Genomic DNA, 24,743 nt, shown 5'->3' with positions numbered 1-24,743 from the left:
GGAGGCGAGTCACTGTGCGGCGCCACTCGCTCGGTCTCCTGGCGGGGCTGGGCCTCGCTCCACTGGTGTGGATCGCTGTGACCTGGGGGATGACCACCGCGATCGGTCACCTGCGGGCCGAACAGTTCGACCGGCCGCTCCTACTCAGCTCCGTGGCCGTCCTCATGGCGGTGGGGCTGGTGTGTGGCGTCCTGGCTGGCTCCCGAATCTCTCCCCTGGCGGCTCTCCTTCCTGGAGGTGTGTTGCTGGGGCTGTCCGTGTGGCCACTGTTGGACTCACCGGCGGTAGCGACGATGCTGCCCTCCTGGGCCGACACCACGCCGCTGCGGCCCGGCGGTGTTGCGCTGGCCGGTCAGGCCATGCTCGGCACCCTCCTGTTCGTGTCGGCGCTGATGCCCAACCGGTGGCACCGGGCCTCGCCCGCCGCGGCCGCTCCAGCCCCCGGGGATGTGACTACCCCGCCCACCACCCCGCCGCCGCGGAGCGACGAACCCGGCCCGCAGGACCGCCCAGCCGGAGATCCCGAACGGACCACAATTCCCATGCGGCGCGACCCCCGGCCAGCACGGCCACCGGACCACTGACCACGCACGGGTGCGCGACACCAGCACACTGATCGGGCTACGCCAGGTACACGTCACGGAGTGCAGGGGGAACCGGATCGCACCCCGGGACCGTCCCACAGTGGCGGGATCCGGTAACGTAGACGGGCTACGGTACCGCCCGCAGTCACGAGAGGCCAGGTGGGCCCGGCACGGATCACCGTTCCATGGACCCGTCGCCCACCTGCACGTCAGCGCCGGAGGCGCGGTTGGCCGGTGGTGACCGCCGTGGGTGTGCCAGGCTACGTCTACAGGCGAACAGCGCCGGTCGCTAGAGTCCGTCGCCATGAACTGAGCCAAGGGGGGGCCAGTGATGTCGAACGCGATGCGTCACCTGGTGGGGGCGGTCGTTGGAGTGGTGGCAACACCGCTCATCCTCGGAGGGTTGACCTATCTCATTCCGGAGTTCCACCAGGCCTTCGCCAGATTCGAAACGGCAACATTACTTCCGTTGGCCGGGGCGTTGCTGGCCCTGGGCCTGCTGATCGGGCTCGGCGCGGGTTCCCGACTCTCCCCGCTGGCCACGTTGCTGCCCGGACTCGTGCTGACAGTCCTCGGACTGATCATGACGATCCCGGAGTTTGCCCCAGTCATGTTCGACATCCCGCTCCCCGGGCAGTATCTGGATGGAAGCACGTGTGTCCTGGTGGGTGGAATCCTGATCGCGGCCGCACTGCCCGCATCGCAGTGGCGCGCAGCCAACCCGGCGCGCTCCGGGGGGGTCCCGCCACAGGGCATCGCCCCTCCTCCGCCGGGAATGGTCCCTCCGGAGCACGGGGGTGCGCCCGCCGGACCCCCGTCCGCGCCCCAGCCCCCCTACCCGGGAACCGGGCCCCAGCCCACCGGTCCGCCGCCGCACCACCCCGGGAATGCGCACCAGGCCCCGTCCGGATCCGGACCGATGCCGGCTCCTCCAGCCGGAGGCCCAGCCGCGGGGCAGGAGCAGCTCGCGGGTCCGCCACCGGGGCCTGGTGCCCCCGTACCGCCCCCGGTGGCCGGGGGCCCTACCCCACCGCCGGGTGGTGACCGGGCCAGCGGGCCCTACCCCTCATCGACACAGCACCCCGGCGCGGACGAACCACACCTGTACGGGACCGGCCCGATTCCGCAGATCGACCCGAACGCGGCGGACCCGCGGAACGGCCCGGGCCACTGATCCGGTGGCGGCCGCAGCGCGGTCCGCCCGGCCCTGCCCCGGCGGGAGTGTGCGAGGGGATACGTGTCTGCGGAGGCATCCGGCACGTGTTCCGGGCCGGCGCGGGTCCCGTGGGCTCGGTAGGACGGTGGCTAACGAGCGCTGACCAGCGCCACGGAGCATGCGGGCGGGACGCGGCGCCCCAGCAGCCGCCACCGGACCACGGCCGGAGCACAGGCCCCGGAGCCGCCGCGCTGCGAGTTTGCGCAGTGCGACGTCCGCCCCTGGCCCTGCCACCACCAGCAGTAAGGCGGGGGTGCAGGACCAGGGGTGTCGCGTCACATGTCCGGCGCGCGACGCTACTTCAGCAGTTCGCGGGCCATGACGACGCGCTGCACCTGGTTGGTGCCCTCGTAGATCTGGGTGATCTTGGCATCCCGCATCATGCGCTCCACCGGGAAGTCCCGGGTGTAGCCATAGCCGCCGAGCAGCTGGACCGCGTCTGTGGTGATGTCCATCGCAGCGTCGGAGGCGGCGCACTTCGCGGCCGAGGAGTAGAAGGTGAGGTCGTCCTCCCGGTTGCCGGCCATGGCACGCTCCGACTTGGCGGCGGCGGCGTAGGTGAGCTGCCGGGCCGAGGTGAGCTTCATCGCCATGTCCGCGAGCATGAACTGAACGCCCTGGAACTCCGCGACAGGTTTACCGAACTGCTGGCGTTCCTTGACGTAACTCGTCGCGTGGTCGAGCGCGCCCTGGGCGATGCCCAGCGCCTGGGCCGCAATGGTGATCCGGGTGTGGTCCAGGGTGGCCAGCGCGGTCTTGAAACCGGTCCCCTCGGCGCCGATGATCCTGTCGGCCGGGATCCGGCAGTTGTCGAAGTACAGTTCCCGCGTCGGGGATCCCTTGATTCCCAGCTTCTGTTCCAGCGCGCCCACGGAGAAGCCGGGGTCACCATCCTCGACCACGAAGGCGGAGATTCCCCGCGCTCCGGCGTCCGGGTCGGTAACCGCCATCACCGTGTAGTACTTGGAGACGCCCGCGTTGGTAATCCAGCGCTTCACGCCGTTGAGGACGTAGCTGTCGCCATCGCGGACGGCCCGGGTCCGCATGGCGGCGGCGTCGCTGCCCGCCTCGGGCTCGGACAGGCCATAGCTGAACATCGCGGTGCCCTCGGCGCACGGCCGCAGGTAGCGCTCCTGCAATTCCGGTGAGCCGCTGAGGATGAGCGGAACGGTTCCCAGCTTGTTGACGGCCGGGATCAGTGAGGAGGAGCCACAGGCGCGGGCGACTTCCTCGATGACGATGGCCGTGGCCACAGCGTCGGCTCCGGCCCCGCCGTATGCCTCGGGGATATGGATGGCGTGCATGTCGGACGCCACCAGGTCCTTGTAGACCTCCCACGGGAACTCGCCCGTGGCGTCGGTCTCGGCCGCGCGGGGAGCGATCCGCTCCGCTGCCAGGGCCCGTACGGACTCGCGCAGCAGCTCGTGCTCTTCGGTCGTTGTGAAAGCCGTGTCCAGGGTCATATCCGAATGGTAAGGGAGAGAATACCGGCATTGCTACTGGTCAGTAGCCTAAGGCTGTGCCCTGGACCACAGTTGCGGTGCTGTCGAGACCACCCGACCACCCCGGCGGGCGGCCCAACCTCGGGGGATTCGGCACGACTCGGCGCCGGTCTCCCCTCCCCGTCCGGGGCGGCGCGCGCGGCGCGAGCACTGGGGCGCCACGGAGCGCGGCGGGCCGTGCTGTGCGGGATCGCCCACGCGTGGCGGCCTGTGGCCGATGTTCCCGCGGAGTTACCCGCAGCGTAACCACGTGCGGTTGGCGTGGTGCGTGGTTGCCCGCACCATGGAATTACGGTGACGATACCGTGTTGCACCCCGTGGCACGAGAACACGGTGCTGGCGCCGGACCAGAGCACGGGCAGTCGGAGGAAGGACAACGCAGTGGTGGAGCAACAGCGATCCCGGCTCTCGGTCATCGGCACGGGCTACCTCGGGACGACACATGCGGCCTGTATGGCCGAGCTCGGATTCGAGGTGCTCGCGATCGACGTGGATCCAACCAAGCTGGAGCGGCTGGCCACCGGACAGGCACCGTTCTACGAGCCGGGGCTCAACCCAGTGCTCCAGCGGAACGTTGCACAGGGACGGCTCCGGTTCACCTCGGACTTCGCCGAGATCGCGGCCTTCGCCGACGTCCACTTCCTGTGCGTGGGTACCCCACAGCAGGAGGACTCCAACGCAGCCGACCTGGCCGCCGTGAACAGTGCCATCGCCAGTCTCGCTCCGCACCTCGACCGCCCCTGTGTCATCGCCGGAAAGTCCACGGTTCCGGTGGGGACCGCCGCTGGACTCGCCGAGTACCTGGCGGAAACGGCGCCGGTCGGCGCGGCGGCCGAACTCGCGTGGAACCCCGAGTTTCTGCGGGAGGGCTTCGCGGTCGAGGACACGCTGCGGCCGAACCGGATCGTGGCCGGATGCACCTCCGAACGCACCGAGGCGGCGCTTCGGGAAGTCTATGCGAGCCAGATCAGCGCCGGAATACCGTTCCTGGTCACAGACCTACAGACCGCGGAGCTGGTGAAGGTCTCGGCCAACGCGTTCCTGGCAACGAAGATCTCCTTCATCAATGCCATGGCCGAGGTGAGCGAAGCCACCAACGCGGACGTGACGAAACTCGCCGAAGCCCTCTCCTACGACGACCGAATCGGGGGCAAGTTCCTCGGCCCCGGCCTCGGCTTCGGGGGAGGCTGCCTCCCCAAAGACATCCGCGCGTTCATGGCCCGTGCCGACGAGCTGGGGGTGGAGCCCGCCCTGTCCTTCCTCCGGGAGGTCGACGCGATCAACCAGCGCCGAAGGGCGCGGATGGTCGACCTGACCCGCGGAGTCGTGGGCGGAGACCTCAACGGACGGGTGGTGGGGGTGCTGGGCGCTGCGTTCAAGCCCAACTCCGACGACACGCGGGACTCGCCCGCCCTGGACGTGGCGGCAACCATCCACGCCCACGGCGGACATGTCACGGTCTACGACCCCGAAGCCCTGGAGAACGCGCGTGCGGCGCACCCGGAGCTGAACTACGCACACACCATGGTGGAGGCGGCCCGGGACGCCGACGTCATGCTGCTGCTGACCGAATGGCCGGAGTTCCGGGATGCCGACCCCGACGAGCTGGCCAAGGTGGTTGCCCACCGCGCCATCGTGGACGGCCGCAACGCACTGGACCCCGAGTACTGGCGCTCCCACGGCTGGACCTACCGGGCCCTGGGACGTCCCTGACGGGATACCTGGTGCCTGTACCCGCCCGGTACGCCCTCGGGTGCGGCGCGCAGGGTCCCACGGACTGGCCCCCTGCCGGGGTACGAACCGTATCCGTCCCGGTGCGGTGACCGCCCGGTGACCCGGGGCGCCGCGGAATGGGGCAGGCGCGAGAACGGCCTCAGCCTCCAACCCCGAAACCGACACCTTCGGCCTCGCGGGCGGCCTGGCGGCGCAGGCGCTCGCCCTTCTCCTCGGCGGCCTCACGTAGCTCCCGCTGGTAGCTTTCCATCCGGTTCCGCAGGTCGGGATCCTGCGCAGCCAGGATGCGCACCGCGAGAAGACCCGCGTTGCGGGCGCCCCCCACGGCGACGGTGGCCACCGGAACCCCGGCCGGCATCTGTGCGATGGACAGCAGCGAATCCATCCCGTCCAGATTCTTGAGCGGCACCGGAACCCCGACCACGGGCAGCGGGGTCACCGAGGCGAGCATCCCGGGCAGGTGGGCGGCGCCACCGGCACCGGCGATGATCACCGCAAGTCCCCGATCGGCCGCACCGGCCCCGTAGTCGAGCATCCGCTGCGGCATGCGATGCGCGGAGACCACATCGACCTCGTAGTCCACTCCGAACTCGCGTAGCGCCGTCGCGGCCTCCTGCATCACCGGCCAGTCGGAGTCACTTCCCATGACGACACCGACACGCGGGCGGGGATCACTCATCCTCGACTCCGTTTCCGTTGAGGTGGGCGGCGGCGTCCTGCGCGCGCGCCACCAGGTCCGCCGGGTCGCTTCCCCGGACAGTTACATGACCGATCTTGCGCCCCGGGCGCACCTCCTTGCCATAGAGGTGGACCTTGACGTCCGGATCCTTGGCCAGGACGTGCACCAGGCGACCGTGCACGTCCGGGTCCTGGCCACCGAGAACATTCGCCATCACCGTGACCGGCGCGAGCGCGTCCGGTCGCCCCAGTGGCAGGTTCAGCACGGCCCGCAGGTGCTGTTCGAACTGCGAGGTCGCAGCCCCGTCGATGGTCCAGTGCCCGGAATTGTGCGGCCGCATCGCGAGCTCGTTGACGACGACCCCGGTGTCGGTCTCGAACAGCTCGACGGCGAGCAGTCCCACCACGTCCAGGGCGTGTGCCAGCTCAACCGCCACCTGCTGGGCTTGGGCGGCCCGCTCGTCGTCCAGTCCGGGGGCGGGCGCCACGACCTCGTGGCAGATACCGTCGCGCTGCCGTGTCTCCACGACCGGGTACACCGCTGCCTGACCGTGCGGCGAGCGAGCGACCTGCACGGCCAGCTCCCGACGAAAACGCACCCGTTCCTCGACGAGCAGGGGAATGCTCTCCTGGACGGCACGACGCACCACCGCGGCCGCCTCCGCCTCGTCGGAGACCGGCCACACTCCCTTGCCGTCGTATCCACCCCGGGCCGCCTTGATGATCACCGGCCACCCCGTCTCCGCGGCGAAACTCGTGACCTGATCGATGTTCGACACCGCCTGCCACCGGGGATTGGGCATCCCCAACTCGGTGTTGCGGGTGCGCATGCGCAGCTTGTCCTGGGCGTGCCGCAGGGCCGCACGCCCAGGACGCAGACGAAACTCCTCCGCGGTCAACTGGCGCAGCACGGAGTCGGGAACATGCTCGTGGTCGAAGGTCACCACATCGCACGACTTCGCGAAGGTACGGATATCGGTTAGGGACCGGTCATCCCCAAGCTGGACGTTGCCGACGACCCGGGCAGCGCTGTCCTCGGGGGTGCGGGCCAGAATCCGCAGGTCGATACCGAGTGCGATCGCGGACTGCTGGGTCATACGCGCCAGCTGCCCTCCACCCACCATGCCCACCACTGGGGTGGCACCCTTGAGCTCCTCCACTGGACTGGTTCTCCCACCTTGTTGCCGGCAGCGGCACTGTCTCGTCCGGACTGGTACTGTCACCCAGCACAGTCCTCCAGTGCGAGTCTAGTGAACTCCGACTCCTGGCCCGGGAGCGCGTCATCGGTGTGATCACCCGCCTGTACCAGCGGTTTTCCCAGCTCTTTCACGAGGTAGCCAAGTTCGGCACCGTCGGGGCGCTCGCCTACGCCACCCAGGTGGGCGCCACGAACCTGTTCTGGTACGGCCTGGGCGCCCAAGAGCTCCTCGGTCAGGCCCTGGGGACGCTCTGCGCGACATTCGTGGCCTTTGTGGGCAATCGGTTCTGGACCTTCGGCCACCGGGCGCGGACCGGGCTGGCCCGCGAGTACGCGCTGTTCTTCGTTCTCAACGCCGTCGGCCTGGGAATCCAGGTGGGCTGTCTGGGAGTCGCGGTCTACCTGTTGGGGCTCGACGGCCCCCTCGCGCGCAACATCGCCGGAAACGTTGTCGGAGTTGCGCTGGGCTCGCTGTTCCGGTTCTGGAGTTATAAGCGGTGGGTGTTCCCCGCCGAGCCGCCGGCCACAGGCAGGCACACACCGCAGTCCACCTCGTGACCCACTCAGGCACCCGGGCCGGCCTCGCGGCTTCACCGAGCGGACGTTGACCCGGGCCCCGAAATTCGGTCACGCCGAACCACACCCCGGTTACCCTCGCCGGAGATACACCACACATCCCGGTTTGTCGCCTCGAGTGCGAATGTTGTTCGGTCCGAGTGCGTGGTGAACGGCGTGCATAACCGGGAAAACATCACCATCCGACTTACGATCAGTGTCATGACCTGCGTTTTGCTGGCCGAAGACGACACCTCTATCTCCGAGCCGCTGGCCCGCGCGCTCCGCCGGGAGGGTTACTCCGTCGAGGTCACCGTCGACGGTGTGGCCACACTGGAACGTGCCCGCGCCGGCGATATCGACCTCATCGTGCTTGATCTGGGCCTACCAGAAATGGACGGGCTGGACGTGTGTCGCCGTATCCGTTCCGAAGGACATGGCACACCGGTACTGATCCTCACCGCCCGCGCCGACGAGGTAGACACCGTGGTGGGGCTCGATGCGGGCGCGGACGACTATGTCACCAAGCCATTCCGTCTCGCGGAACTCCTCGCTCGGGTGCGTGCCCTACTCCGCCGCGGTGGGGCCGAGGTTCCGGTTGTGCATGGGGTGCGGATCGACAACGAGTCGCGCCGTGCCTGGATCGGCGACCGGGAACTCCACCTCACCACCAAGGAGTTCGACCTGCTCCGGGTCATGGTCCGGGACGCCGGCAAGGTGGTCACCCGGGAACAGATCATGCGGGAGGTCTGGGACACCAACTGGTGGGGATCCACCAAAACCCTGGACATGCACGTTTCCTGGCTGCGCCGCAAACTCGGCGACGACGCACACCAGCCGTCCTACATCACCACGGTTCGCGGTGTGGGGTTTCGCTTCGAACGCGACTAGGTCCGCCTGGACGGACCGCTGACCTGGTGGTGACCACCGGGTGCTGGAGTTGCGGTCGCCGCCGGAACCGCGCCGCGACGCTCCCCGGCGGACGTCGAACGAGGCTCACCCCACCGATCCGCGTGCACAGCCGGACGAGGCTGCCCCGCGCCCCCCACTGCCGGGGAAACAGCGTGACGGTGCACAGCCCACCCCGGCTCGGCGCGCGACCGGCGCTGCCCAGGGTCGACGACGCCTGGCGAAATCCGGTACCAGCACAACCGCGGCCGCCCGCGAGGCGGGGACGCCACCGCTCCGACCCCGACCACACAGAGCGCTGGCACGCACCTGAGCCCGGGCCAACGGACTCGGCCGACCACTGCCCCCGGGAGGCATGAGATGCGACGCCGCCTGCTGTTCTCGACCCTGCTGGTCACCGTGATCGCCGTCCTCCTGCTGGGACTGCCGCTCGGCGTGCTCACGCACCAGACCGTGCTGCGGGACAACACGAGCCAGCTCCAGCGCGAGGCCGAGGCGATCGCCGCTGACATCGACGGGACGGCCCACATCGACACCACCAGTGCGGATCCCGGGAACGTCCCCCAGCTCGACCTGGAGCATCTGACCCAGGTCTATCCCGGACGCGATATCGAGATCACCCCGAGCGACGGCGACGCCACCCTACGCGCCGGCGACTGGGACCGGCACACGGACGGAACCCGCATGTCGGCGCCCAGCGCCAGCGCCGAGTCCACCTCGGGTGCCCGCGTCGTGGTGTGGCAGGACTCCCGGGAGTTCCGGGACCGGATTGCCAGCGCCTGGCTGGGAATCGCCTCCCTGTCCCTCCTGGCGATCGGCGGTGCCGTGGGCCTCGCGATGCTCCAGGCGCGCCGGCTCACCCTCCCGCTCGTGGACCTCGCCGCCACCGCGGAACGGCTGGGCTCGGGGGTGGTATCTCCCTGGGGACACCGGTACGGGATTCCTGAGGTCGACCGGGTCGCCGAGGTTCTGGACCGTAGTGCCGAACGTGTGGCCGGGCTGATCGCCAGCGAACGGCACTTCGCCACCGATGCCTCGCATCAGCTGCGCACTCCCCTCACCGCACTCTCGATGCGTCTGGAGGAGATCGTCGCCGAAGCGAACAACCCGGACACGGTGCGCGAGGAGGGGCAGGCCGCGCTGGCCCAGACCGAGCGCCTGGTGGAGACCGTGGAGCGGCTGCTGGGCCGCTCCCGCCACACCCAGCACGCCGAGGTGGCCCAGGTGCCCCTGGACGAGGTGTTGCAGGGAGTTGCGGAGGAGTGGACGCCCGTGCTCGCCCGTGCGGGGCGCAACCTGCGACTGTCGGGCGACAGCGGGCTGACCGTGCGCAGTGTACGCAGCGACGTCAGCCAGATCCTGGGCACGCTCGTGGAGAACTCGGTCCAGCACGGCGCCGGAACCGTCACCGTGCACAGTGTCGCCTCGGGGCACACGGTCCGCGTCGAGGTCAGCGACGAGGGGCGGGGAGTACCACCACAGCTGGCACCACGCATATTCGACCGGGCCGTCAGTGGCGGCAACGGGACCGGTGTCGGCCTGGCGCTGGCACGCCACCTGGCCGAGGCCGCGGGTTCCCGAATCGAGTTGATCTGTAACCGGCCGGCCACATTCGCGTTGTTTCTGCCCGCGGAAATTCCGGACCTGGCCCGGGACTCCGGCCCCGTGTGAGGTTGTGCCCGGACGGTGGCGTCCCGCCACGGTTCCGGGATCAGCGGCCCGCCAGGACATCCGTGGCCGCACCGACCGTCGTGGACGACCCGTGCCCGGGAAGCACCACGGTATCCACCGGTAGGGACAACAACTGTTCCCGGATCGTACGCACGAGAAGGGCGGGGTCGGCCTCGGGCGCCCGCGTCGACCCTGGCCCGTCCCACAGGAGTGTGTCTCCGGTGAACACGGTCCCGATGTCGGGGGCGTACAGACAGACCCCTCCGGGGGTATGCCCGGGCGTGTGCAGCACCCGCAACTCCACATCGCCGGCCTGGAGCCGCTCTCCCGCCAACAGCGGGGCGTCCGGGGGCCGATCCGGATACACCGGGTGCCACAGCCCGTCATCGTCCGGGTGCAGTAGGATCGGGCTGTCGGTGAGCTCGGCCAGCTCCACAGCGGCGTTGATATGACCGTGGTGCCCGTGTGTACAGACAATGGCCATCAGCTCCCGGTCCCCCAGGGCACGTGCCACCGCTTGGGCGTCGTGGGCGGCGTCGAGCACGATCGCGGTCCGGTCGTTACCCACCATCCACACATTGGTGTCGACGTCCCACTCCAGGCCACCGCGCCGCACCACCCCCGAGGTGACGATGTGGTCCACGGGGATGTTCGGGGGACGTGTGGACTCCGTTGGCTGTGTCATCTCGGACCTCCACCGCACACAGTACCGTCACGTTCGCGGATGGTGCCGTCTCCGCCCAACGGTGTCGGTGCCGGGTGTTCGGGGGGGCGGCCTCGGCCTCAGGTTCGGCGGGGATACTCGAAGCTGCGCCGCAGCGCGTAGGGCTGGAGCTGCCCCAGGCCGTGGGCGTGCCGGGCACGGACCTGGGTCACGAGGTAGGCGGGATCGTCCGTGAGCTGCTCGGCGAGAGCCTCGTCAATGAGGACCGTCCCGGGTCGGGCGAACGAGGTGAGTCGACTCGCCCGGTTCACGGTGGTCCCGAAGACGTCCCCGAGGAGCGCCAGCACGGGGCCGTAGGCCAGCCCCACCCGCACGTCGGGCACCGCCGCCGTCGTGTCCAGGCCCTCGGCGAGCCGCAGCGCCACGTCGGCGGCCTGATCCGCGGAGTTGGCCACGTACAGGACCGCATCGCCGAGAGTTTTCACGACACGGCCACCGCCGGAGGCGATGTCGTCGGCCGCGGTGGCCTCGAACTGTTCCACGAGCTCGGCGAGTTCGACCTCGTCGAGGTCCCGGCTGAGCGTGGTGAAGGAGGCCAGGTCGGCGAACCCGACCACGAGGGGGAAATAGTTCGGTGCGTGGTCGTCGCCGTCGCGCAGCACCGCCAGGGTTCGGGTGGCGGAGGCGGCCAACTGTCGACGCCACGCGTAGACGAGCAGTTCCTCCACGTCCGGAAGCAGTTCCGGCGCGAGTCCCGCGAGTGCGCCGAGTGCCTCTTCGGGGGTGCGGGCGGAGGCCGGCGGGGACGCACCGTCCTGCTGTCCGGCATCCTCCCGGGACTGCCCCTGGGTGCTCAGGACACTGGTCTGCCAGTCGGCCAGTCGGGCCATGGTCTGGCCCATGGCCCGTGCCAGGCGCACGGCCGCGTCCTCGGTGAGGACCCCACGCCGCAACAGGTCCGTGGCACGGCTCAGCGCTTCCACGTCCCGGTCCGTGAACACCGCAGCGTCCTCATCCCAGGTGACGAAACCGAGGGCACGCCAGACGCGGCGCGCGAACTCCGGGGTGGCACCGGACCGCGCCACCGCTTCCGCACGCGTGTACCGCGCCGGGCCGCCGAGCAGGACGGCTTCGATCTCCTCGGGGTCTGGACGCGACGGCATACGCTCTCTCGTGGTTCGCGAATCATGGCGGGAGCCTGGGAGGGATACGGCCCTGTTCGGGAACCGGGCACAGACGTGGTTGTTGGTCTAGTACGCCGCCACTGCGGGCGTCAAGCCGGACACACCAGCCAGCCCCGAACGACCTGGATCACTGGGCCTGCGCCGGTGGTTCGCCGGGACTGGCCTGCCGGCGCTGCTCGGCGTCGATCTGGCTGTAGACCAGACTCTGGAGCTGTTCGACATCGGGAACCTTGTCCAGGGTCATCAGGCCCTGTTCCCCGGCCGACTGTACCTCCAGGGTTCCATACCCGAGCACCCGCCCCAACAGGGTTTTGGAGAACGACACGTCGTTGATGCGCAGCAGCGGGACACTGCGGCCATGTCGCGTGAGGATCCCATAGCGCTTGATCAGGCGACGGCTGGTGAGGATGTAGACAGTGCTGCGCCACACCAGCACAGGAACGACCCACACCACGAATACGGCGAGCAGTGCAGCGCCCAGCACCACATAGCCAGCGATCTCGGTCCAGCCCTCCTCCATGGGCCACAGGTACCAGAGTCCGGCACCAGCAGCGGCCAACACCACCGCCGCCAGGCAGGTCTCGCCCACCAGCAGGGTCCAGTGCTGCCGGGTGAGTTGTACCAGCTCCTCGTCCTCGGCCAGGTAGCGGTCCGCGATCCCCATTACGGGTCCCTTTCCTCCTCGGCGGTGTGCCGCGTCTCCATACTTGCACAGCTGGCCCGGGCGCGCCCACGGAGCGTCTGTCGGCACTGTCGGCACTGCCGGCACTGTCGGGTGTGGCGGGGGTTCGCGCGGCCCTGGGGACCAGCGACACCACGCCCGGTGCCGCCGTATCGAGGTCGCACGGGGCATGCGGCCAGCCGGGTTCCGGCCCCGTGCCCCGGAGCCTCAGTGGCCCATGGTGGTTGGCCGCACGTGCACCACATCGCCGGCGCTGAGCGGCGTGCTGTTACCTTGCGGAGTACGGATGACCAGGCAACCGGCCGGGTCGATGTCCGTTGCGGTGCCGGACACGGTCGCTCCGCCCGGAAGGTGTGCCCGTACCTCCATGCCGAGTGTGCGGCAGCGCTGCCGATAGCTGTCCGCGAGCCCACAGGCCACGGCATCGCCCCGAAGCTCGTTCCAGTTCCGGTACTGTCCGGCGAACTCGTCGAGGATGGCGCACAGCAGCTCCTGGCGGTCCACTGGCTGCGTTCCGGCCTCGGTAAGCGAAGTGGCCTCAGCTGCGGGAAGTTCGGAACGGCGCTGGGAGACGTTCAGCCCGGTCCCCACAACGATGCCGGTACCGTCCACCGTGGTGACGGCTTCGGTGAGAATACCGGCGAGTTTCCGCCACGCGCCGCCGTCCTCCGCCAACACGTCGTTGGGCCACTTGAGCTCGCTGGCGACCGAGGTTTGGGCCTGCACGGCCCGCACCACGGCCACCCCGGTGAGTAGCGGCAACCACCCCAGCCGTGCGGGCGGTACCTGCGGACGCAACAGGAGAGACAGCGTCAACGCCGCCCGTGCGGGAGTGTGGAACGCCCGATCCCGTCGGCCCCGTCCCCGGGTCTGGTGCTCGGTCACCAGCACGGTGCCGGTTGGAGCGCCCGCTCGGGCGGCCTCCAGCAGCTCGGTGTTGGTGGACGCCGACTCGGCGGTGAGGCTCAGGTCCCGCCACAGTCCACCGGGGTGGAGCAGCCGCGTACGCAGCTGCTCGAGATCCAGCGGGGGCCGGGCCGGACCATCGGGTTCCTGAGCGTCGTCCATGCGCTCCATTACACCGCATCCGCGCTGCGCACGAGCGGCCGGTCCCGCCCTCACCCCGTGTTCTGTAGCCCCGCGGCGACCCCGTTGACGCTCAGTAGGAGGAGCCGCTCCAGGTGGGTGCGGTCCTCCTCCGACAGGCTCGCTGCCTCGCTCCCACGTAGCGCGCCCAGGGCACGCAACTGGAGGTGGGACAGCGCGTCCACATAGGGGTTGCGCAGGTCCACAGCCCGGGACAGCACCGGCCGGTTCTCCAACAGACGGTCGTGGCCCGTCACGGACAACACCAGCTGGCGCGTGCGGTCATATTCGGCCAGGACCAGTTGGGTGAGCTCGGGGCGTTCCCCCAGGGCCAGGTAGCGCTCCGCGATCACCCGATCGGTCTTGGCGAGACTCATCTCCGCGTTGTCCAGCAGGGAGGCGAACAGGGGCCACTCGACGTAGGCCGCGCGGAGCTGGTCCGGATCCTCGACGGCGGCCAGTCCGCTTCCCAGTCCGTACCACCCGGGAAGGTTCACTCTGGTCTGGGTCCAGGCGAAGACCCAGGGGATGGCCCGCAGGTCGTCAAGCCCCTGGGCCGCGGAACGTCGGGCAGGCCGGGAGCCGAGGCGTAGTTCCCCCAGCTCCTCCAGCGGGCTGACCCGGGAGAACCATTCGGCGAAGCCCTCGGTGTCCACGAGTTCCCGGTAGGCCAGATGTGCCGCGTGCGAGACCTGGTCGGCCACCGCCCGGAATCGACGCGCCGCGTCCCGGGCCCGCTGCTCCACCGACGGCGTGGAGGCCAGAAGTACCGCGTGGCCGACCTGTTCGATGTGTCGGCGGGCGATCTGTGGCTGCGCGTAGCGCGCGAAAATCACCTCGCCCTGCTCGGTCACCTTGAACCGGCCGTCCACCGAACCGGGCGCCTGGGCGAGTACCGCACGGTTGGCGGGCCCGCCACCGCGCCCCAACGCCCCACCACGCCCGTGGAAGAGGGTGAGGGTGACGTTGTTCCGGGCCGCCCACTCCGCAAGCTGCGCCTGGGCGTCGTACAGCCGTAGGGTCGCACTGACCGGGCCGACATCCTTCGCGGAGTCGCTGTAGCCCAGCATGACCTCCAGCCGGCCCTCCGTCTGTTCCAGCCGGCGACGTACATCCGGCAGTTCCAGCATCCCATCCAGGACCTGGGGGGCGGCCTGGAGGTCGGCACCGGTCTCGAACAGGGGAACCACGTCCAGGACCGGGGCCCGGCCCGTGGGCAGGGCGTGCGCGGCGAGCTCGTACACTGCCGCGAGGTCCGCCGCGGTGCGGGTGAAGCTCACGATGTAGCGGCGGCAGGCCTCCACCCCGAAACGTTCCTGGATCCAGGCGACCACACGCAGGGTCGCGAGGACCTCCTCAGTCTCTGCCGACAGATCCCCGCCGGCCCGCACCTCGGCCAGGGCTCGGGCGTGGACGGCACTGTGCTGGCGGATCTCGAGTTCGGCCAGGTGGAAACCGAAGGTCTCCACCTGCCAGATCAGGTGCTGCACCTCGCCGTAGGCCTGACGATGCGCCCCGGCGCCGGCGAGGGATTCCTGCACCGCGCGTAGGTCCGCCAGAAGTTCCTGGGGTCCGCCGTAGGCGAGGTCGGCGTCGCGTTCGCGTGTGGCCCGGATCCGCTCGGTCGCCAGGAGCATGAGCTCGCGGTGTGGCTCGTTCGGTGAGCGCTTGCCGATTTCGGCCATCAGGCGCGGATAGCCGGCCCGGGCCGTGGCCAGTGTGTCCTGTAGATCCGCACTGGCCGGGGTCAGGTTGCCGTACATGGTCAGGGTGCGACCGATGCGCCCCGCAGCCTGTTCCAGGGCACGCAGGACATGTTCGGACTGGACCTCGATGGCCTCCCGCGTCACCTCGTGGGTGACGTAGGGGTTACCGTCCCGGTCCCCACCGATCCAGCTGCCGTACCGGACGAACGGCAGTGCGCGCGGGGCTCGCCGCCCGGCTTCCTGCGGGTCGAGGGCGGTGTCCAGCGCCCGGTAGATCTCGGGCACCACCCGGAAAATGGTGTTGTCGAAGGCCGCCATGGCGGTTCGAACCTCGTCGAGCGGGTCAAGCTTGGTGTAGCGCAGCTGGGACGTCCGCCACAGCAGGTCAATCTGTTCCACCAGTTGGCGCCGGGCCTCGGCACGGGCGGTGGACCCCGCCGCTGCGTCCCGAAACTCCCGCAGACACGCGCTGACCCGCTGGATCGCGGTGGACACGGCGCGGCGCCGCGCCTCGGTGGGATGCGCGGTCAGTACCGGATGGAACTCCATTCCGGCGACCAACTCCCCCAGCCGGTCCGCACCGAGTTCGGCGCGAACCTCCCGCACCGCGGCGGGCAGCGACTCCCGGGGGGGATTGTCCGCATCGTCGGCCTCGGCGAGCACGCGGATTCGATGGTGCTCCTCGGCCAGGTTGGTGAGGTGGAAGTACACGGTGAAGGCACGGGCGACCTCCTTCGCCCGACGCAGCGACCAGGACTCCACGAGCTCCGTGATCTCGGCGGCCGTCACCGAACCCACCCGGGCGTCGATCACGGCCCGCCGGAGCCGCTCCACGTCCTCCAGCAGGTCACTGCCACTGGCCTCGCTCAGCACGCTGCCGAGCATTTCGCCAAGCAACCGTACGTCGGCCCGAAGCTCCTCGGGCATCTCCTCGCGTGCGCTGTCCCGTTGCGCGGTAGTCATGACAGCGAGGCTACCGAAATTGGTCTGAACCAGTGCGCGCCGGGGTGGGCGCGTCGCCCACGGATCCGGTGCCGCGGCTACCGAACGCGGCGAGCCCGGGCGCCGACGGGCACCGCGGCTGTCGCTAGGATCGGCGCGTCTGAGCAAACTGTTACTCCCCCTGATGAGGTCACTATGCGAATCCGGACCTGTGTGCTGGTGTCATCCGTGGCGCTCGCTGCCGCCTGCGGAACCCCGGGAACCGCCGAGGGCGAGGCCGGCGCCGCCGATGCCGTCGACGCCTTCATCACCGCCATCCAGAACGCCGACGGCGAGACCGCGTGCGACCTGATGCGGCCCGATACCCGGCAGGCCCTGGAAATGCTCATGGCCTGGGCTCCGGAGGACGAGCACGGGGGCGAGGCGAGCTGTGTGTACCTGTTCGCCGAACTGCTACCGGAAGAGATGCCCCAGCAGGAGCAGGAGGCCATCATGTCCCTGGAGCTGGGGGAAACGGTGGAACTGGACGAGGACGGAGAGACAGCCGAAGTGGAGGTGGTCCGGATCGAACCCGGCGCCGAGGAAGAGAGCACCGACATGATCCAGGTTCACTGGGATGGTGAGCGGTGGCGGGTGGGCGAGGACCTCATTCCCCTCGACGGCGGGGGCTGGTAGAACCGGCCGCTGGGCGCGGCCTCACACCCGCCAGGAGTGCAGGTACTCCTCCTGTTCCGGGGTTAGGCTGTCGATCTCCACCCCCAGGGCGGCGAGTTCCAGCCGAGCCACCTCCGCGTCGATCTCCTCCGGAACCTGCACGAGGCCCGGCGGAACCTCGGTGTGGTGCTCGGCGAGCCACCGTGCGGTCAGGGCCTGGACCGCGAAGGACTGGTCCATGACCGCGGCGGGATGCCCCTCGGCCGCGCCCAGATTCACGAGTCGCCCCTCGGCGAGCAGGACGATCCGCCTGCCGTCGGCCAGGACGTACTCGTCGGCCTGGGGGCGGACCTCCCGGTGCACGTCCACGGCCAGTCCCTCCAGGGCAGCGAGATCGATCTCCACGTCGAAGTGCCCGGAGTTCGCGAGAATCGCTCCGTCCTTGAGTCGGGCGAGATGTTCGCCACGGATCACGTCGCGGTTCCCGGTCACGGTGACGAACACGTCGCCGACCGGTGCGGCCTCGGCCATCGGAAGCACGGTGTAGCCCTGCATGACCGCGTCGAGCGCCTTGAGGGGGTTCACTTCGGTGACCAGCACGCGGGCCCCCATTCCGCGGGCACGCTCGGCCAGGCCACGGCCGCAGTAACCGAATCCGGCCACCACCACGGTGCGTCCGCTCAACAGGGCGTTGGTGGCACGCATGATGCCGTCGAGTGTGGACTGCCCGGTTCCGAACCGGTTGTCGAACATGCGCTTGGTGGCGGTGTCGTTCACCGCCACCATCGGAATCCGCAGCGCCTCCTCGAGTTCCATCTGACGGAGCCGGATCACCCCGGTGGTGGTCTGCTCACAGCCACCGAGCAGGTTGTCGACCAGGTCCGGAGACTCCAGGTGGACGATGTTGACCAGATCGCAGCCGTCGTCGATCAGCAGATGGGGAGCGGTTGCGAGCACGGTTCGGAGGTTCGCCTCGTAGGTGCCCGCGTCGATGCCGGAACGGGCAAACACGGCCACGCCGTCCTCGACGACCAGGGCGGCGGCGGTGTCGTCCTGGGTGGACAGGGGATTGGACGCGGCCAGGGCCACCTCGGCGCCGCCGGCACGCAGCGCGCGGGCGAGGTTGGCGGTCTCGGCCGTGACGTGCATGCACGCCGCGATGCGCAGTCCCTCGAGTGGCCGGTTGCGGCCGAAATCGTCGTGGATCCGGCGCAGGACGGGCATGGCACGTTCGGCCCAGTCGATACGGCGGACCCCGGCCTGCGCCAGGCCGAGGTCCGCGACGTCGTGCGGTGGCAGGGTCATCAGGCCCCTATACCAGGACCTGTGCCACAGGTCGAACCACCAGTGACCACATCAGTAGCGGTAGTGCTCCGACTTGTAGGGGCCGGCCACGTCCACACCGATGTAGGCGGCCTGCTCCTTGGTCATCTCGGTGAGCTTGACCCCGAGGGCGTCCAGGTGCAGACGGGCCACCTTCTCGTCCAGCAGCTTGGGCAGCATGTAGACGCCGGTGGGGTACTCCGAGGTCTTCGTGAACAGCTCGATCTGCGCGATCGTCTGGTTAGTGAAGCTGTTGGACATCACGAAGCTGGGGTGCCCGGTGGCGTTGCCGAGGTTGAGCAGCCGGCCCTCGCTCAGGGTGAGGATGCTGTGCCCGTCCGGGAATCGGAACTCGTGCACCTGCGGCTTGATCTCGATCTTCTCGATGCCCGGAATGGCCTCCAGGCCGGCCATGTCGATCTCATTGTCGAAGTGGCCGATGTTGCCCACGATGGCGTTGTGCTTCATCCGCTTCATGTGGTCAGCGGTGATCACGTCGAAGTTGCCGGTCGTGGTGATGAAGATGTCGGCGATCTCGACGACGTCGTCCATCGTCTTGACCTCGTAGCCCTCCATGGCGGCCTGAAGGGCGCAGATCGGGTCGATCTCGGTAACGATGACCCGGGCGCCCTGGCCGCGCAGGGACTCGGCGGAGCCCTTGCCGACGTCACCGAAGCCGCACACCACGGCGGTCTTGCCGCCGATCAGCACGTCGGTGGCACGGTTGATGCCGTCAATGAGGGAGTGACGGCAGCCGTACTTGTTGTCGAACTTGCTCTTGGTGACCGAGTCGTTGACGTTGATCGCCGGGAAGAGCAGCTTGCCCTCGTTGTGCATCTCGTAGAGACGGTGCACCCCGGTGGTGGTCTCCTCGGTGACACCCTTGATCTTCTTGGCGATCGTGGTCCACTTGGTGGAGTCCTTCTTCAGCGACTCTTGCAGCCGGCTCAGGACCACCTTGTACTCGGCGTTGTCCGTGGAGTCCGGGCTGGGGACCGCGCCGGCGGCCTCGAACTCGGCACCCTTGTGCACGAGCATGGTGGCGTCGCCACCATCGTCGAGGATCATGTTGGGGCCGTCGCCGCCGGGCCAGGTCAGCGCCTGCTCGGTGCACCACCAGTACTCTTCGAGGGTCTCGCCCTTCCAGGCGTAGACCGGCACACCCTGGGGATTGTCCGGGGTGCCGTTGGGGCCCACAACCACGGCCGCGGCAGCGTGGTCCTGGGTGGAGAAGATGTTGCAGCTCACCCACCGCACCTCGGCACCCAGCTCCACGAGGGTCTCAATGAGCACCGCGGTCTGGATGGTCATGTGCAGGGAGCCCATGATCTTGGCGCCCTTGAGCGGCTTGGAGGGACCGTACTCGGCGCGAGTGGCCATCAGGCCCGGCATCTCGTGCTCAGCGAGCTGGATTTCCTTGCGACCGAACTCGGCCAGGGACAGGTCTGCGACTTTGTAGTCGAGGGACATGCGTGTCTACTCCTCCGGATCGCACGCGCGCTCCCGCAGCGGAACCCATCGGCTCCACCACGAGACGGCGTCGATCTTCGCTAAGGCTTGGATTCGTTCTCGAGTCTAGGCCGACAGTTCGACGGACGCATCATCAGACCCGACAATCTAACGTCACATTGTTAGATTTGTACCCATGGCTTCGGAAACGATCTCGATCTCAGCCGCCGCAGAGCGCCTCGACACCACGGCACGCATGCTTCGCTACCGTGAGTCACTGGGACTCCTGCCCTCGACCAAGGAACAGCCAACCGGACGCGGACACCGACATCGCCGGTTCGGTCCCGAGGATCTCCGCACCGTGGCCGCGGGCCTGGAGCTCGAGCGACAGTACGACATTCCCCCGGCCGCACTGGACTTCGCGCTGCGGGTGCTCGCCGAGCCGGGAACACTGCACCGCGTACGGGCCTACGGGGAACGCCTCGGGCGCCTGGCCCCACCACCGGCCCGCGCCATGGACTTCGAGAAGGAGAAGGCGCTGCGCCTGCTACGCCGCCGCTGAGCCCAGTCGCGCCCGGCTCGCACTTCGCTGGCCGTGCCACAGCCAGCGGGGTGGGGCCGGGGGCGTGCCCTGCCTGTTGGTGCTCCCTGGGTAGGGACAGCCGCACCTACCGGACACACTCCCCCAGCACTGATCTAGTTCAGGGCGACCAGCAACACCACGACCAGCAGCGCCAGCACGCAGATCACGACGAGGATCGCGGGCACGATCCATCCCTGGGCGAGGATCGGGTCCTCAGCCTGCCGTGGCTGCCGCGGCTGCGGGGGCGGAGGTGTCGGTGCGCCCGGGGGCTGGCCCGGCCGGCCGTATCCCGCGGTGGGGCCGGTCGACGGTCCGGTCATTGCCGGGTTGCCCCCACTCCAGCCGGGGCCGGGTGGGGGCGGCGCTCCCTGCGGCGCTCCGGCGTAGGGGGGATTTCCACCGCCCAGCCCCGGGTGCCCACCGGTGCCGTACGCCCCGGTGTGCGGAACCGCACCCCGGGGTGGCTGGGTTGGGCCGCCCCGCGGATCCCCTACCGGGCCGTACTGCCCCGGAGCCTGCGGCGGTGCACCGGGACCACCCGGGGCATAACCCGGCTGCGGGCCGCTCGGGGACTGGCTTCCCGCGAGGCGTTGCCCCTCGACCAGGGCGTCATCGGTGGAGGGGTCCACGGTGGTGTCATCGTGGCCGAGCAGACGCATCAGCAGCTCCCGTGCCGAGGGCCGCTGGTTCGGATCCTTGGCGAGGCACTCCTCCACGATCGGCCGAATCGCCTCGGGCACCCCGTCCAGATGCGGAGCCCCGCTGACCACCCGATGCACCACCGCGGGGACGCTGTCGGAGCCGAAGGGAGTGTTGCCCGTGGCGGCGAACGCCATCACACAGCCCCAGGCGAAGATGTCCACCTTGTCGGTGACGGTTTGTCCCTCGATCTGCTCCGGAGCCATGTAGGACGGCGTTCCCATGATCGAGTTCGTCATGGTGGCACTTCCGTCCACCACCCGGGCGATTCCGAAGTCGATCACCCGGGGCCCGTCCGATCCCAACAGCACGTTCCCGGGTTTGAAATCCCGATGCACGATGCCGGCCTGGTGAATCGCGACCAGGGCCGTGGCCGTGGACACGGCCAGCCGCTGAAGTGAGGCGCCCCGCCGTGGCCCCTGCTCCGCCACGGCCTCCTGCAATTCCGGGCCGTCCACGTACTCACTCACGACGTACGGAGGCTCGGTGTCGAGCTGGGCTTCCTGGATCGCGGCGGTACAGAAGGAGGCGACCTTCTGGGCGGCCCGCACCTCCTTCTCGAAGCGGGAACGCAGACCCGGATCCTTCGCCCACTCCTCGTTGAGGACCTTGATCGCGTACTCGTCACCGGCGGGATCCCGACCGAGGTAGACCACCCCCTGGCCACCCTTGCCCAGGCGCCGCTCGATGGTGTAGTCCCCCAAGGAGGCAGGTTCCCGTGACGGGTGTGACTCGGGGTCGGACATCACTTTCCTCCAGGGCAACCACGGACGGCTACAGGGCGGATCGGGCACCAGGTTGCGGCGGGACGTGCCGGCGACTGCCGGCCAACGTACCCGACAGCCCCACTCTCCGGACCCGGACGGTGGGCCGAGGGCACGGTCCGGGGCTGGCTGTCAGGCGTGCGGATCCGTCCCGATTCGACGCGCCTCCTCGACGAGCAACACCGGAATCCCGTCCCGAATAGGGTAGGCCAGACCGCTCTCGTCACAGATCAGCTCCTGGGCGTCCGCGTCCAACCGCAGCGGTGCCTTGCTCTGCGGGCACGCCAGAATCTCCAGCAGCCAATCATCAATCGTCGCGCTCATGCCCTCTCCTCGTTCCCTGTGGGCCGTAGCCCGCGTGCCACACTCATCCCTCGCTGCGGACCACGGCCAGCACCTCGTCCCGCAGCTGCTCCATGGCCGGGACCGTGGGAGCCTCTACGTTGAGCCGCAGCAGCGGCTCGGTGTTGGAGGCCCGCAGGTTGAACCACCGACCGTCCGTGAACGAAACGGTCAGGCCGTCCAAGTGATCAACCTCCGCTCCGGGCCGCCCGGCGAACTCGGCTTCGACCTCCCTGGTGCGCTGCGCCGGATCGGCCACGGTGGAGTTGATCTCCCCCGAAGCAGCGTAGCGCGCGAACTCCGCGGTGAGCTGGGAGAGCGGGCGTTGCTGGTTCCCCAGTGCGGCCAGCACGTGTAGTGCGGCCAGCATCCCGGTGTCGGCGCGCCAGAAGTCCCGAAAGTAGTAGTGCGCCGAGTGTTCCCCACCGAAGACGGCGTTGGTCTGCGCCATCTGGGCCTTGACGAAGGAGTGTCCAACGCGGGTACGGACGGGATACCCACCGTGTTCGCGGATGAGCTCCGGAACCGCCCGGGAGGTGATCAGGTTGTGGATCACCGTCGCCCCCGGTTCCCGGTCGAGTTCCCGCACCGCCACCAGCGCGGTCACCGTGGACGGGGTTACCGGGTTGCCCTGCTCGTCCACCACGAAACACCGGTCGGCATCCCCGTCGAAGGCCAGACCCACATCGGCGTTGTTCGCCCGGACCGCCCGCTGGAGGTCGACCAGGTTCTCCGGGGCCATCGGATCGGCCGGATGGTTGGGAAAGGTGCCGTCCAGCTCGAAGTACAGCGGCACGATCTCCAGGGGCAGGGAATCCAGCACGCGGGACCCCAGTACCGCGGGAACCGTGTGTCCCGCCATGCCATTGGCCGCGTCCACCACTACCCGCAACGGCCGGATGCCGCTCAGGTCCACGAGGGAACGCAATCGCTGCGCGTAGTCCGCCAGGAGGTCACGCTCGGTGACCGCGCCCACCCGCTCGGCGGGTGCCAGTCCGGTCTCGGCATGCGACCGGATCTCCGCGAGGCCACTGTCCGAGCCGATCGGGGCCGCCCGGGCGTGGCACATCTTGATTCCGTTGTACTGGGCCGGATTGTGGCTGGCGGTGAACATCGCGCCGGGAATCTCGAAGTATCCGGAGGCGAAGTACAACAGATCGGTCGATCCGAGACCCGCCGCGAGCACGTCAACGCCCTGGCTGTTCACCCCCGCGCTGAAAGCGGTCGCCAGTTCGGGCGAGCTGGGGCGCATGTCGTGCGCTACGACGATCCGTTCCGCCGCGGTGTGGTGCGCGAACGCCGCGCCGATCCGCCGCGCCACATCGGGGGTGAGGGTGTCCGGGACCGTGCCGCGGACGTCGTACGCCTTGAAAATCTGACCGAGATCGCCCACCGTGACTCCGGGTATGCCGTTGTCGGTTCCGTGTGCCGCATTGTCTTTCGCGAACCCAACCTACCGGAGCCTGCCGGACGTACACCGGGCCGGCGCCTACCGCCCGACATTCGCGGCCTCGGCACACCGGCATCCCCGACCGCACTACCCGCCCCCGCCGCGAGCGGCCTACGACGATGCGGGGCGGTCGGGATGACCGCCGGGACCTCCCTCAGGAGGGGACGTGTTGCCGCCCTCGGACCGAACGATCCGCAGATGCCCACGGCGGTGGACCTCAACCCCCTGCCCCACCGGCTCCGACCGCTGCGGAGGCCGGGCCGCCTCCCGCACCGCGTTGGCGAGCGCCTCCAGATCGTCGCTTCCCCGACCAGGTGGTTCCTCCTCCACCGGGAGACGCACGACCTCCCAGCCGCGGGGGGCTGTCAGGCGCTCGGCGTGCGTGGCACACAGGTCGTAGCAGTGCGGTTCGACGTAGGCCGCGAGCGGCCCCAGCACCGCAGTGGAGTCGGCGTAGACATAGGTGAGGGTGTACACCGCTGGCTGCCGGCACGCTGGGCGCGAGCAGCATCGTGCAACGCTCACGTCGACAAACGGTATCCCCTTCGGTCGACACACGCCAGTATCGAGCGTCGCGGAACGGACCGGCCCGGCGGGTGGCGACATGTCGGACAACGAACTGGCCCGTCGGGGCTGCGCCAGCGGGCAGGATCGCTTAGGCTCGAAGACGTGCGACATGTGCACTCTCACACGGCCCACACGACTCACACAGCTCACACAGCTCCTACTTCCCACACCGCGCGGGGCCGGCGGGGCCGGGCGCTGCGCCGGGAGCGCCGCGGCCGAGGAATCCGTGGCCCGCTCACTCCGGGCGAGCTGCCCATGACGCGCACCCGCGCGCAGCTCTTCGACGAGCTGGTTTTCGACGCCGTGGAACGCCTGGAGCGGCGATGGGCGCGGGAACTCGCCTCCGTGGAGTTCACCGTGGAGAACGTGCCACAGGTACCGCCAGGCATCACCGGTGAGGACGGAATCCCGTTCTCCCGTCTGGAAGGTACCCACGGTGGGCGCAAAGCCCGTATCGTCATCTACCGCAGACCGGTGGAGATCCGCACCAGGGAGCCGGAGGAGATGGCGGCACTCGTCTACGACTCGGTCGTGGAGGAGGTTGCCAACCTGCTGGGGCTGGAACCGGAGACCATCGACCCGGACGCCTGACCCACCCGCC

Annotated in this window: 23 protein-coding genes; 9 read left to right on the top strand and 14 right to left on the bottom strand. The window is 69.3% G+C overall.

Going from position 1 to position 24,743, the window contains the following annotated elements:
- The first annotated feature begins 14 nt into the window (after nucleotides 1-14).
- Together RIF23_RS08860 and RIF23_RS08855 are read left to right on the top strand one after the other, a co-directional pair.
- Nucleotides 15-584, top strand: coding sequence for a hypothetical protein (locus RIF23_RS08860; protein ID WP_310911918.1), 570 nt, complete (start codon nucleotides 15-17; stop codon nucleotides 582-584).
- 331 nt (nucleotides 585-915) lie between these two features.
- A complete protein-coding gene (locus RIF23_RS08855) occupies nucleotides 916-1,758 on the top strand; it encodes a hypothetical protein (RefSeq protein WP_310911917.1) in 843 nt (280 codons plus the stop codon).
- Between the two features lie 338 nt (nucleotides 1,759-2,096).
- On the opposite strand, the gene RIF23_RS08850 is transcribed toward RIF23_RS08855, so the two are convergent.
- Nucleotides 2,097-3,263, bottom strand: coding sequence for an acyl-CoA dehydrogenase family protein (locus RIF23_RS08850; protein WP_310911916.1), 1,167 nt, complete (start codon nucleotides 3,261-3,263; stop codon nucleotides 2,097-2,099).
- Nucleotides 3,264-3,683: 420 nt separating this feature from the next.
- On the opposite strand from RIF23_RS08850, the gene RIF23_RS08845 reads away from it, so the two are divergent.
- On the top strand, nucleotides 3,684-5,015 hold the full coding sequence (locus tag RIF23_RS08845; protein ID WP_310912116.1) for a UDP-glucose dehydrogenase family protein: 1,332 nt from the start codon (nucleotides 3,684-3,686) through the stop codon (nucleotides 5,013-5,015).
- 160 nt (nucleotides 5,016-5,175) lie between these two features.
- On the opposite strand, the gene purE is transcribed toward RIF23_RS08845, so the two are convergent.
- Both purE and RIF23_RS08835 read right to left on the bottom strand, forming a co-directional pair.
- Nucleotides 5,176-5,715: a 5-(carboxyamino)imidazole ribonucleotide mutase gene (gene purE, locus RIF23_RS08840; protein WP_310911915.1), complete on the bottom strand. Its 540-nt coding sequence runs from the start codon at nucleotides 5,713-5,715 to the stop codon at nucleotides 5,176-5,178.
- Nucleotides 5,708-6,838: a 5-(carboxyamino)imidazole ribonucleotide synthase gene (locus RIF23_RS08835; RefSeq protein WP_407659443.1), complete on the bottom strand. Its 1,131-nt coding sequence runs from the start codon at nucleotides 6,836-6,838 to the stop codon at nucleotides 5,708-5,710. Before RIF23_RS08835 ends, purE begins: the two co-directional genes overlap by 8 nt.
- 158 nt (nucleotides 6,839-6,996) lie before the next feature.
- On the opposite strand from RIF23_RS08835, the gene RIF23_RS08830 reads away from it, so the two are divergent.
- The 3 genes from RIF23_RS08830 to RIF23_RS08820 all read left to right on the top strand — a co-directional run bounded on the left by RIF23_RS08830 (nucleotide 6,997) and on the right by RIF23_RS08820 (nucleotide 10,047).
- A complete protein-coding gene (locus tag RIF23_RS08830) occupies nucleotides 6,997-7,470 on the top strand; it encodes a GtrA family protein (RefSeq protein ID WP_310912115.1) in 474 nt (157 codons plus the stop codon).
- Nucleotides 7,471-7,689: 219 nt separating this feature from the next.
- Nucleotides 7,690-8,358: a response regulator transcription factor gene (locus RIF23_RS08825; protein ID WP_310912114.1), complete on the top strand. Its 669-nt coding sequence runs from the start codon at nucleotides 7,690-7,692 to the stop codon at nucleotides 8,356-8,358.
- A gap of 378 nt (nucleotides 8,359-8,736) precedes the next feature.
- A complete protein-coding gene (locus RIF23_RS08820) occupies nucleotides 8,737-10,047 on the top strand; it encodes a sensor histidine kinase (protein WP_310911913.1) in 1,311 nt (436 codons plus the stop codon).
- A 40-nt stretch (nucleotides 10,048-10,087) separates the two neighbouring features.
- On the opposite strand, the gene RIF23_RS08815 is transcribed toward RIF23_RS08820, so the two are convergent.
- The 5 genes from RIF23_RS08815 to RIF23_RS08795 all read right to left on the bottom strand — a co-directional run bounded on the left by RIF23_RS08815 (nucleotide 10,088) and on the right by RIF23_RS08795 (nucleotide 16,296).
- A complete protein-coding gene (locus tag RIF23_RS08815; protein ID WP_310911912.1) occupies nucleotides 10,088-10,732 on the bottom strand; it encodes an MBL fold metallo-hydrolase in 645 nt (214 codons plus the stop codon).
- 98 nt (nucleotides 10,733-10,830) lie between these two features.
- A complete protein-coding gene (locus RIF23_RS08810) occupies nucleotides 10,831-11,874 on the bottom strand; it encodes an adenylate/guanylate cyclase domain-containing protein (RefSeq protein ID WP_310911911.1) in 1,044 nt (347 codons plus the stop codon).
- 148 nt (nucleotides 11,875-12,022) lie between these two features.
- Entirely contained in the window at nucleotides 12,023-12,559 is a 537-nt protein-coding gene (locus RIF23_RS08805) for a PH domain-containing protein (RefSeq protein WP_310911910.1), read from the bottom strand.
- Between the two features lie 225 nt (nucleotides 12,560-12,784).
- On the bottom strand, nucleotides 12,785-13,645 hold the full coding sequence (locus RIF23_RS08800) for a biotin--[acetyl-CoA-carboxylase] ligase (RefSeq protein ID WP_310911909.1): 861 nt from the start codon (nucleotides 13,643-13,645) through the stop codon (nucleotides 12,785-12,787).
- A gap of 50 nt (nucleotides 13,646-13,695) precedes the next feature.
- Nucleotides 13,696-16,296 (bottom strand): phosphoenolpyruvate carboxylase, encoded by a 2,601-nt coding sequence (locus RIF23_RS08795; protein WP_310912113.1) that lies wholly within the window; start codon nucleotides 16,294-16,296, stop codon nucleotides 13,696-13,698.
- 210 nt (nucleotides 16,297-16,506) lie between these two features.
- On the opposite strand from RIF23_RS08795, the gene RIF23_RS08790 reads away from it, so the two are divergent.
- Complete coding sequence (locus RIF23_RS08790) at nucleotides 16,507-16,986, top strand: nuclear transport factor 2 family protein (protein WP_310911908.1); 480 nt, start codon at nucleotides 16,507-16,509, stop codon at nucleotides 16,984-16,986.
- Nucleotides 16,987-17,007: 21 nt separating this feature from the next.
- Here RIF23_RS08790 and ahcY (RIF23_RS08785) read toward each other — a convergent pair whose 3' ends face one another.
- Together ahcY (RIF23_RS08785) and ahcY (RIF23_RS08780) are read right to left on the bottom strand one after the other, a co-directional pair.
- A complete protein-coding gene (ahcY, locus tag RIF23_RS08785; RefSeq protein ID WP_310911907.1) occupies nucleotides 17,008-18,270 on the bottom strand; it encodes an adenosylhomocysteinase in 1,263 nt (420 codons plus the stop codon).
- A 51-nt stretch (nucleotides 18,271-18,321) separates the two neighbouring features.
- Nucleotides 18,322-19,758, bottom strand: coding sequence for an adenosylhomocysteinase (gene ahcY, locus RIF23_RS08780; protein ID WP_310911906.1), 1,437 nt, complete (start codon nucleotides 19,756-19,758; stop codon nucleotides 18,322-18,324).
- A gap of 175 nt (nucleotides 19,759-19,933) precedes the next feature.
- Here ahcY (RIF23_RS08780) and RIF23_RS08775 point away from each other — a divergent pair, with 175 nt between their 5' ends.
- Nucleotides 19,934-20,299 (top strand): MerR family transcriptional regulator, encoded by a 366-nt coding sequence (locus RIF23_RS08775; RefSeq protein WP_310911905.1) that lies wholly within the window; start codon nucleotides 19,934-19,936, stop codon nucleotides 20,297-20,299.
- Between the two features lie 134 nt (nucleotides 20,300-20,433).
- Here RIF23_RS08775 and RIF23_RS08770 read toward each other — a convergent pair whose 3' ends face one another.
- From RIF23_RS08770 to RIF23_RS08755, 4 genes are all read right to left on the bottom strand, one after another.
- Nucleotides 20,434-21,765, bottom strand: coding sequence for a serine/threonine-protein kinase (locus tag RIF23_RS08770; protein ID WP_310911904.1), 1,332 nt, complete (start codon nucleotides 21,763-21,765; stop codon nucleotides 20,434-20,436).
- A 150-nt stretch (nucleotides 21,766-21,915) separates the two neighbouring features.
- Complete coding sequence (locus RIF23_RS08765) at nucleotides 21,916-22,107, bottom strand: Trm112 family protein (RefSeq protein WP_310911903.1); 192 nt, start codon at nucleotides 22,105-22,107, stop codon at nucleotides 21,916-21,918.
- Between the two features lie 43 nt (nucleotides 22,108-22,150).
- A complete protein-coding gene (locus RIF23_RS08760; protein WP_310911902.1) occupies nucleotides 22,151-23,518 on the bottom strand; it encodes a phosphomannomutase/phosphoglucomutase in 1,368 nt (455 codons plus the stop codon).
- A gap of 168 nt (nucleotides 23,519-23,686) precedes the next feature.
- Nucleotides 23,687-24,100 carry a DUF3499 domain-containing protein gene (locus RIF23_RS08755; RefSeq protein WP_310911901.1) on the bottom strand — a complete coding sequence of 138 codons (414 nt, stop codon included), beginning with the start codon at nucleotides 24,098-24,100 and terminating at the stop codon, nucleotides 23,687-23,689.
- Between the two features lie 237 nt (nucleotides 24,101-24,337).
- Here RIF23_RS08755 and RIF23_RS08750 point away from each other — a divergent pair, with 237 nt between their 5' ends.
- Nucleotides 24,338-24,733: a metallopeptidase family protein gene (locus RIF23_RS08750; protein WP_310912112.1), complete on the top strand. Its 396-nt coding sequence runs from the start codon at nucleotides 24,338-24,340 to the stop codon at nucleotides 24,731-24,733.
- Nucleotides 24,734-24,743 lie beyond the last annotated feature (10 nt).

This window comes from Lipingzhangella rawalii (genome assembly GCF_031628175.1).
GTDB classification, from domain to species: Bacteria; Actinomycetota; Actinomycetes; order Streptosporangiales; family Streptosporangiaceae; genus Lipingzhangella_A; species Lipingzhangella_A rawalii.
The sequence above is the reverse complement of the archived record's forward strand: the minus strand, read 5'-3'. Positions and strand labels throughout refer to the sequence as shown.

What these genes read in the sequence shown, in the direction of transcription:
- RIF23_RS08790 (WP_310911908.1), top strand. Translation starts at nt 16,507, where the DNA reads ATGCGAATCCGGACCTGTGTGCTGGTGTCATCCGTGGCGCTCGCTGCC.
- RIF23_RS08820 (WP_310911913.1), top strand. Translation starts at nt 8,737, where the DNA reads ATGCGACGCCGCCTGCTGTTCTCGACCCTGCTGGTCACCGTGATCGCC.
- RIF23_RS08765 (WP_310911903.1), bottom strand. Translation starts at nt 22,107, where the DNA reads ATGAGCGCGACGATTGATGATTGGCTGCTGGAGATTCTGGCGTGCCCG.
- RIF23_RS08775 (WP_310911905.1), top strand. Translation starts at nt 19,934, where the DNA reads ATGGCTTCGGAAACGATCTCGATCTCAGCCGCCGCAGAGCGCCTCGAC.
- RIF23_RS08855 (WP_310911917.1), top strand. Translation starts at nt 916, where the DNA reads ATGTCGAACGCGATGCGTCACCTGGTGGGGGCGGTCGTTGGAGTGGTG.
- ahcY (WP_310911907.1), bottom strand. Translation starts at nt 18,270, where the DNA reads ATGACCCTGCCACCGCACGACGTCGCGGACCTCGGCCTGGCGCAGGCC.
- RIF23_RS08810 (WP_310911911.1), bottom strand. Translation starts at nt 11,874, where the DNA reads ATGCCGTCGCGTCCAGACCCCGAGGAGATCGAAGCCGTCCTGCTCGGC.
- purE (WP_310911915.1), bottom strand. Translation starts at nt 5,715, where the DNA reads ATGAGTGATCCCCGCCCGCGTGTCGGTGTCGTCATGGGAAGTGACTCC.
- RIF23_RS08805 (WP_310911910.1), bottom strand. Translation starts at nt 12,559, where the DNA reads ATGGGGATCGCGGACCGCTACCTGGCCGAGGACGAGGAGCTGGTACAA.
- RIF23_RS08850 (WP_310911916.1), bottom strand. Translation starts at nt 3,263, where the DNA reads ATGACCCTGGACACGGCTTTCACAACGACCGAAGAGCACGAGCTGCTG.
- RIF23_RS08815 (WP_310911912.1), bottom strand. Translation starts at nt 10,732, where the DNA reads ATGACACAGCCAACGGAGTCCACACGTCCCCCGAACATCCCCGTGGAC.
- RIF23_RS08800 (WP_310911909.1), bottom strand. Translation starts at nt 13,645, where the DNA reads ATGGACGACGCTCAGGAACCCGATGGTCCGGCCCGGCCCCCGCTGGAT.
- ahcY (WP_310911906.1), bottom strand. Translation starts at nt 19,758, where the DNA reads ATGTCCCTCGACTACAAAGTCGCAGACCTGTCCCTGGCCGAGTTCGGT.
- RIF23_RS08835 (WP_407659443.1), bottom strand. Translation starts at nt 6,838, where the DNA reads ATGGTGGGTGGAGGGCAGCTGGCGCGTATGACCCAGCAGTCCGCGATC.
- RIF23_RS08825 (WP_310912114.1), top strand. Translation starts at nt 7,690, where the DNA reads ATGACCTGCGTTTTGCTGGCCGAAGACGACACCTCTATCTCCGAGCCG.
- RIF23_RS08770 (WP_310911904.1), bottom strand. Translation starts at nt 21,765, where the DNA reads ATGTCCGACCCCGAGTCACACCCGTCACGGGAACCTGCCTCCTTGGGG.
- RIF23_RS08795 (WP_310912113.1), bottom strand. Translation starts at nt 16,296, where the DNA reads ATGCCCGAGGAGCTTCGGGCCGACGTACGGTTGCTTGGCGAAATGCTC.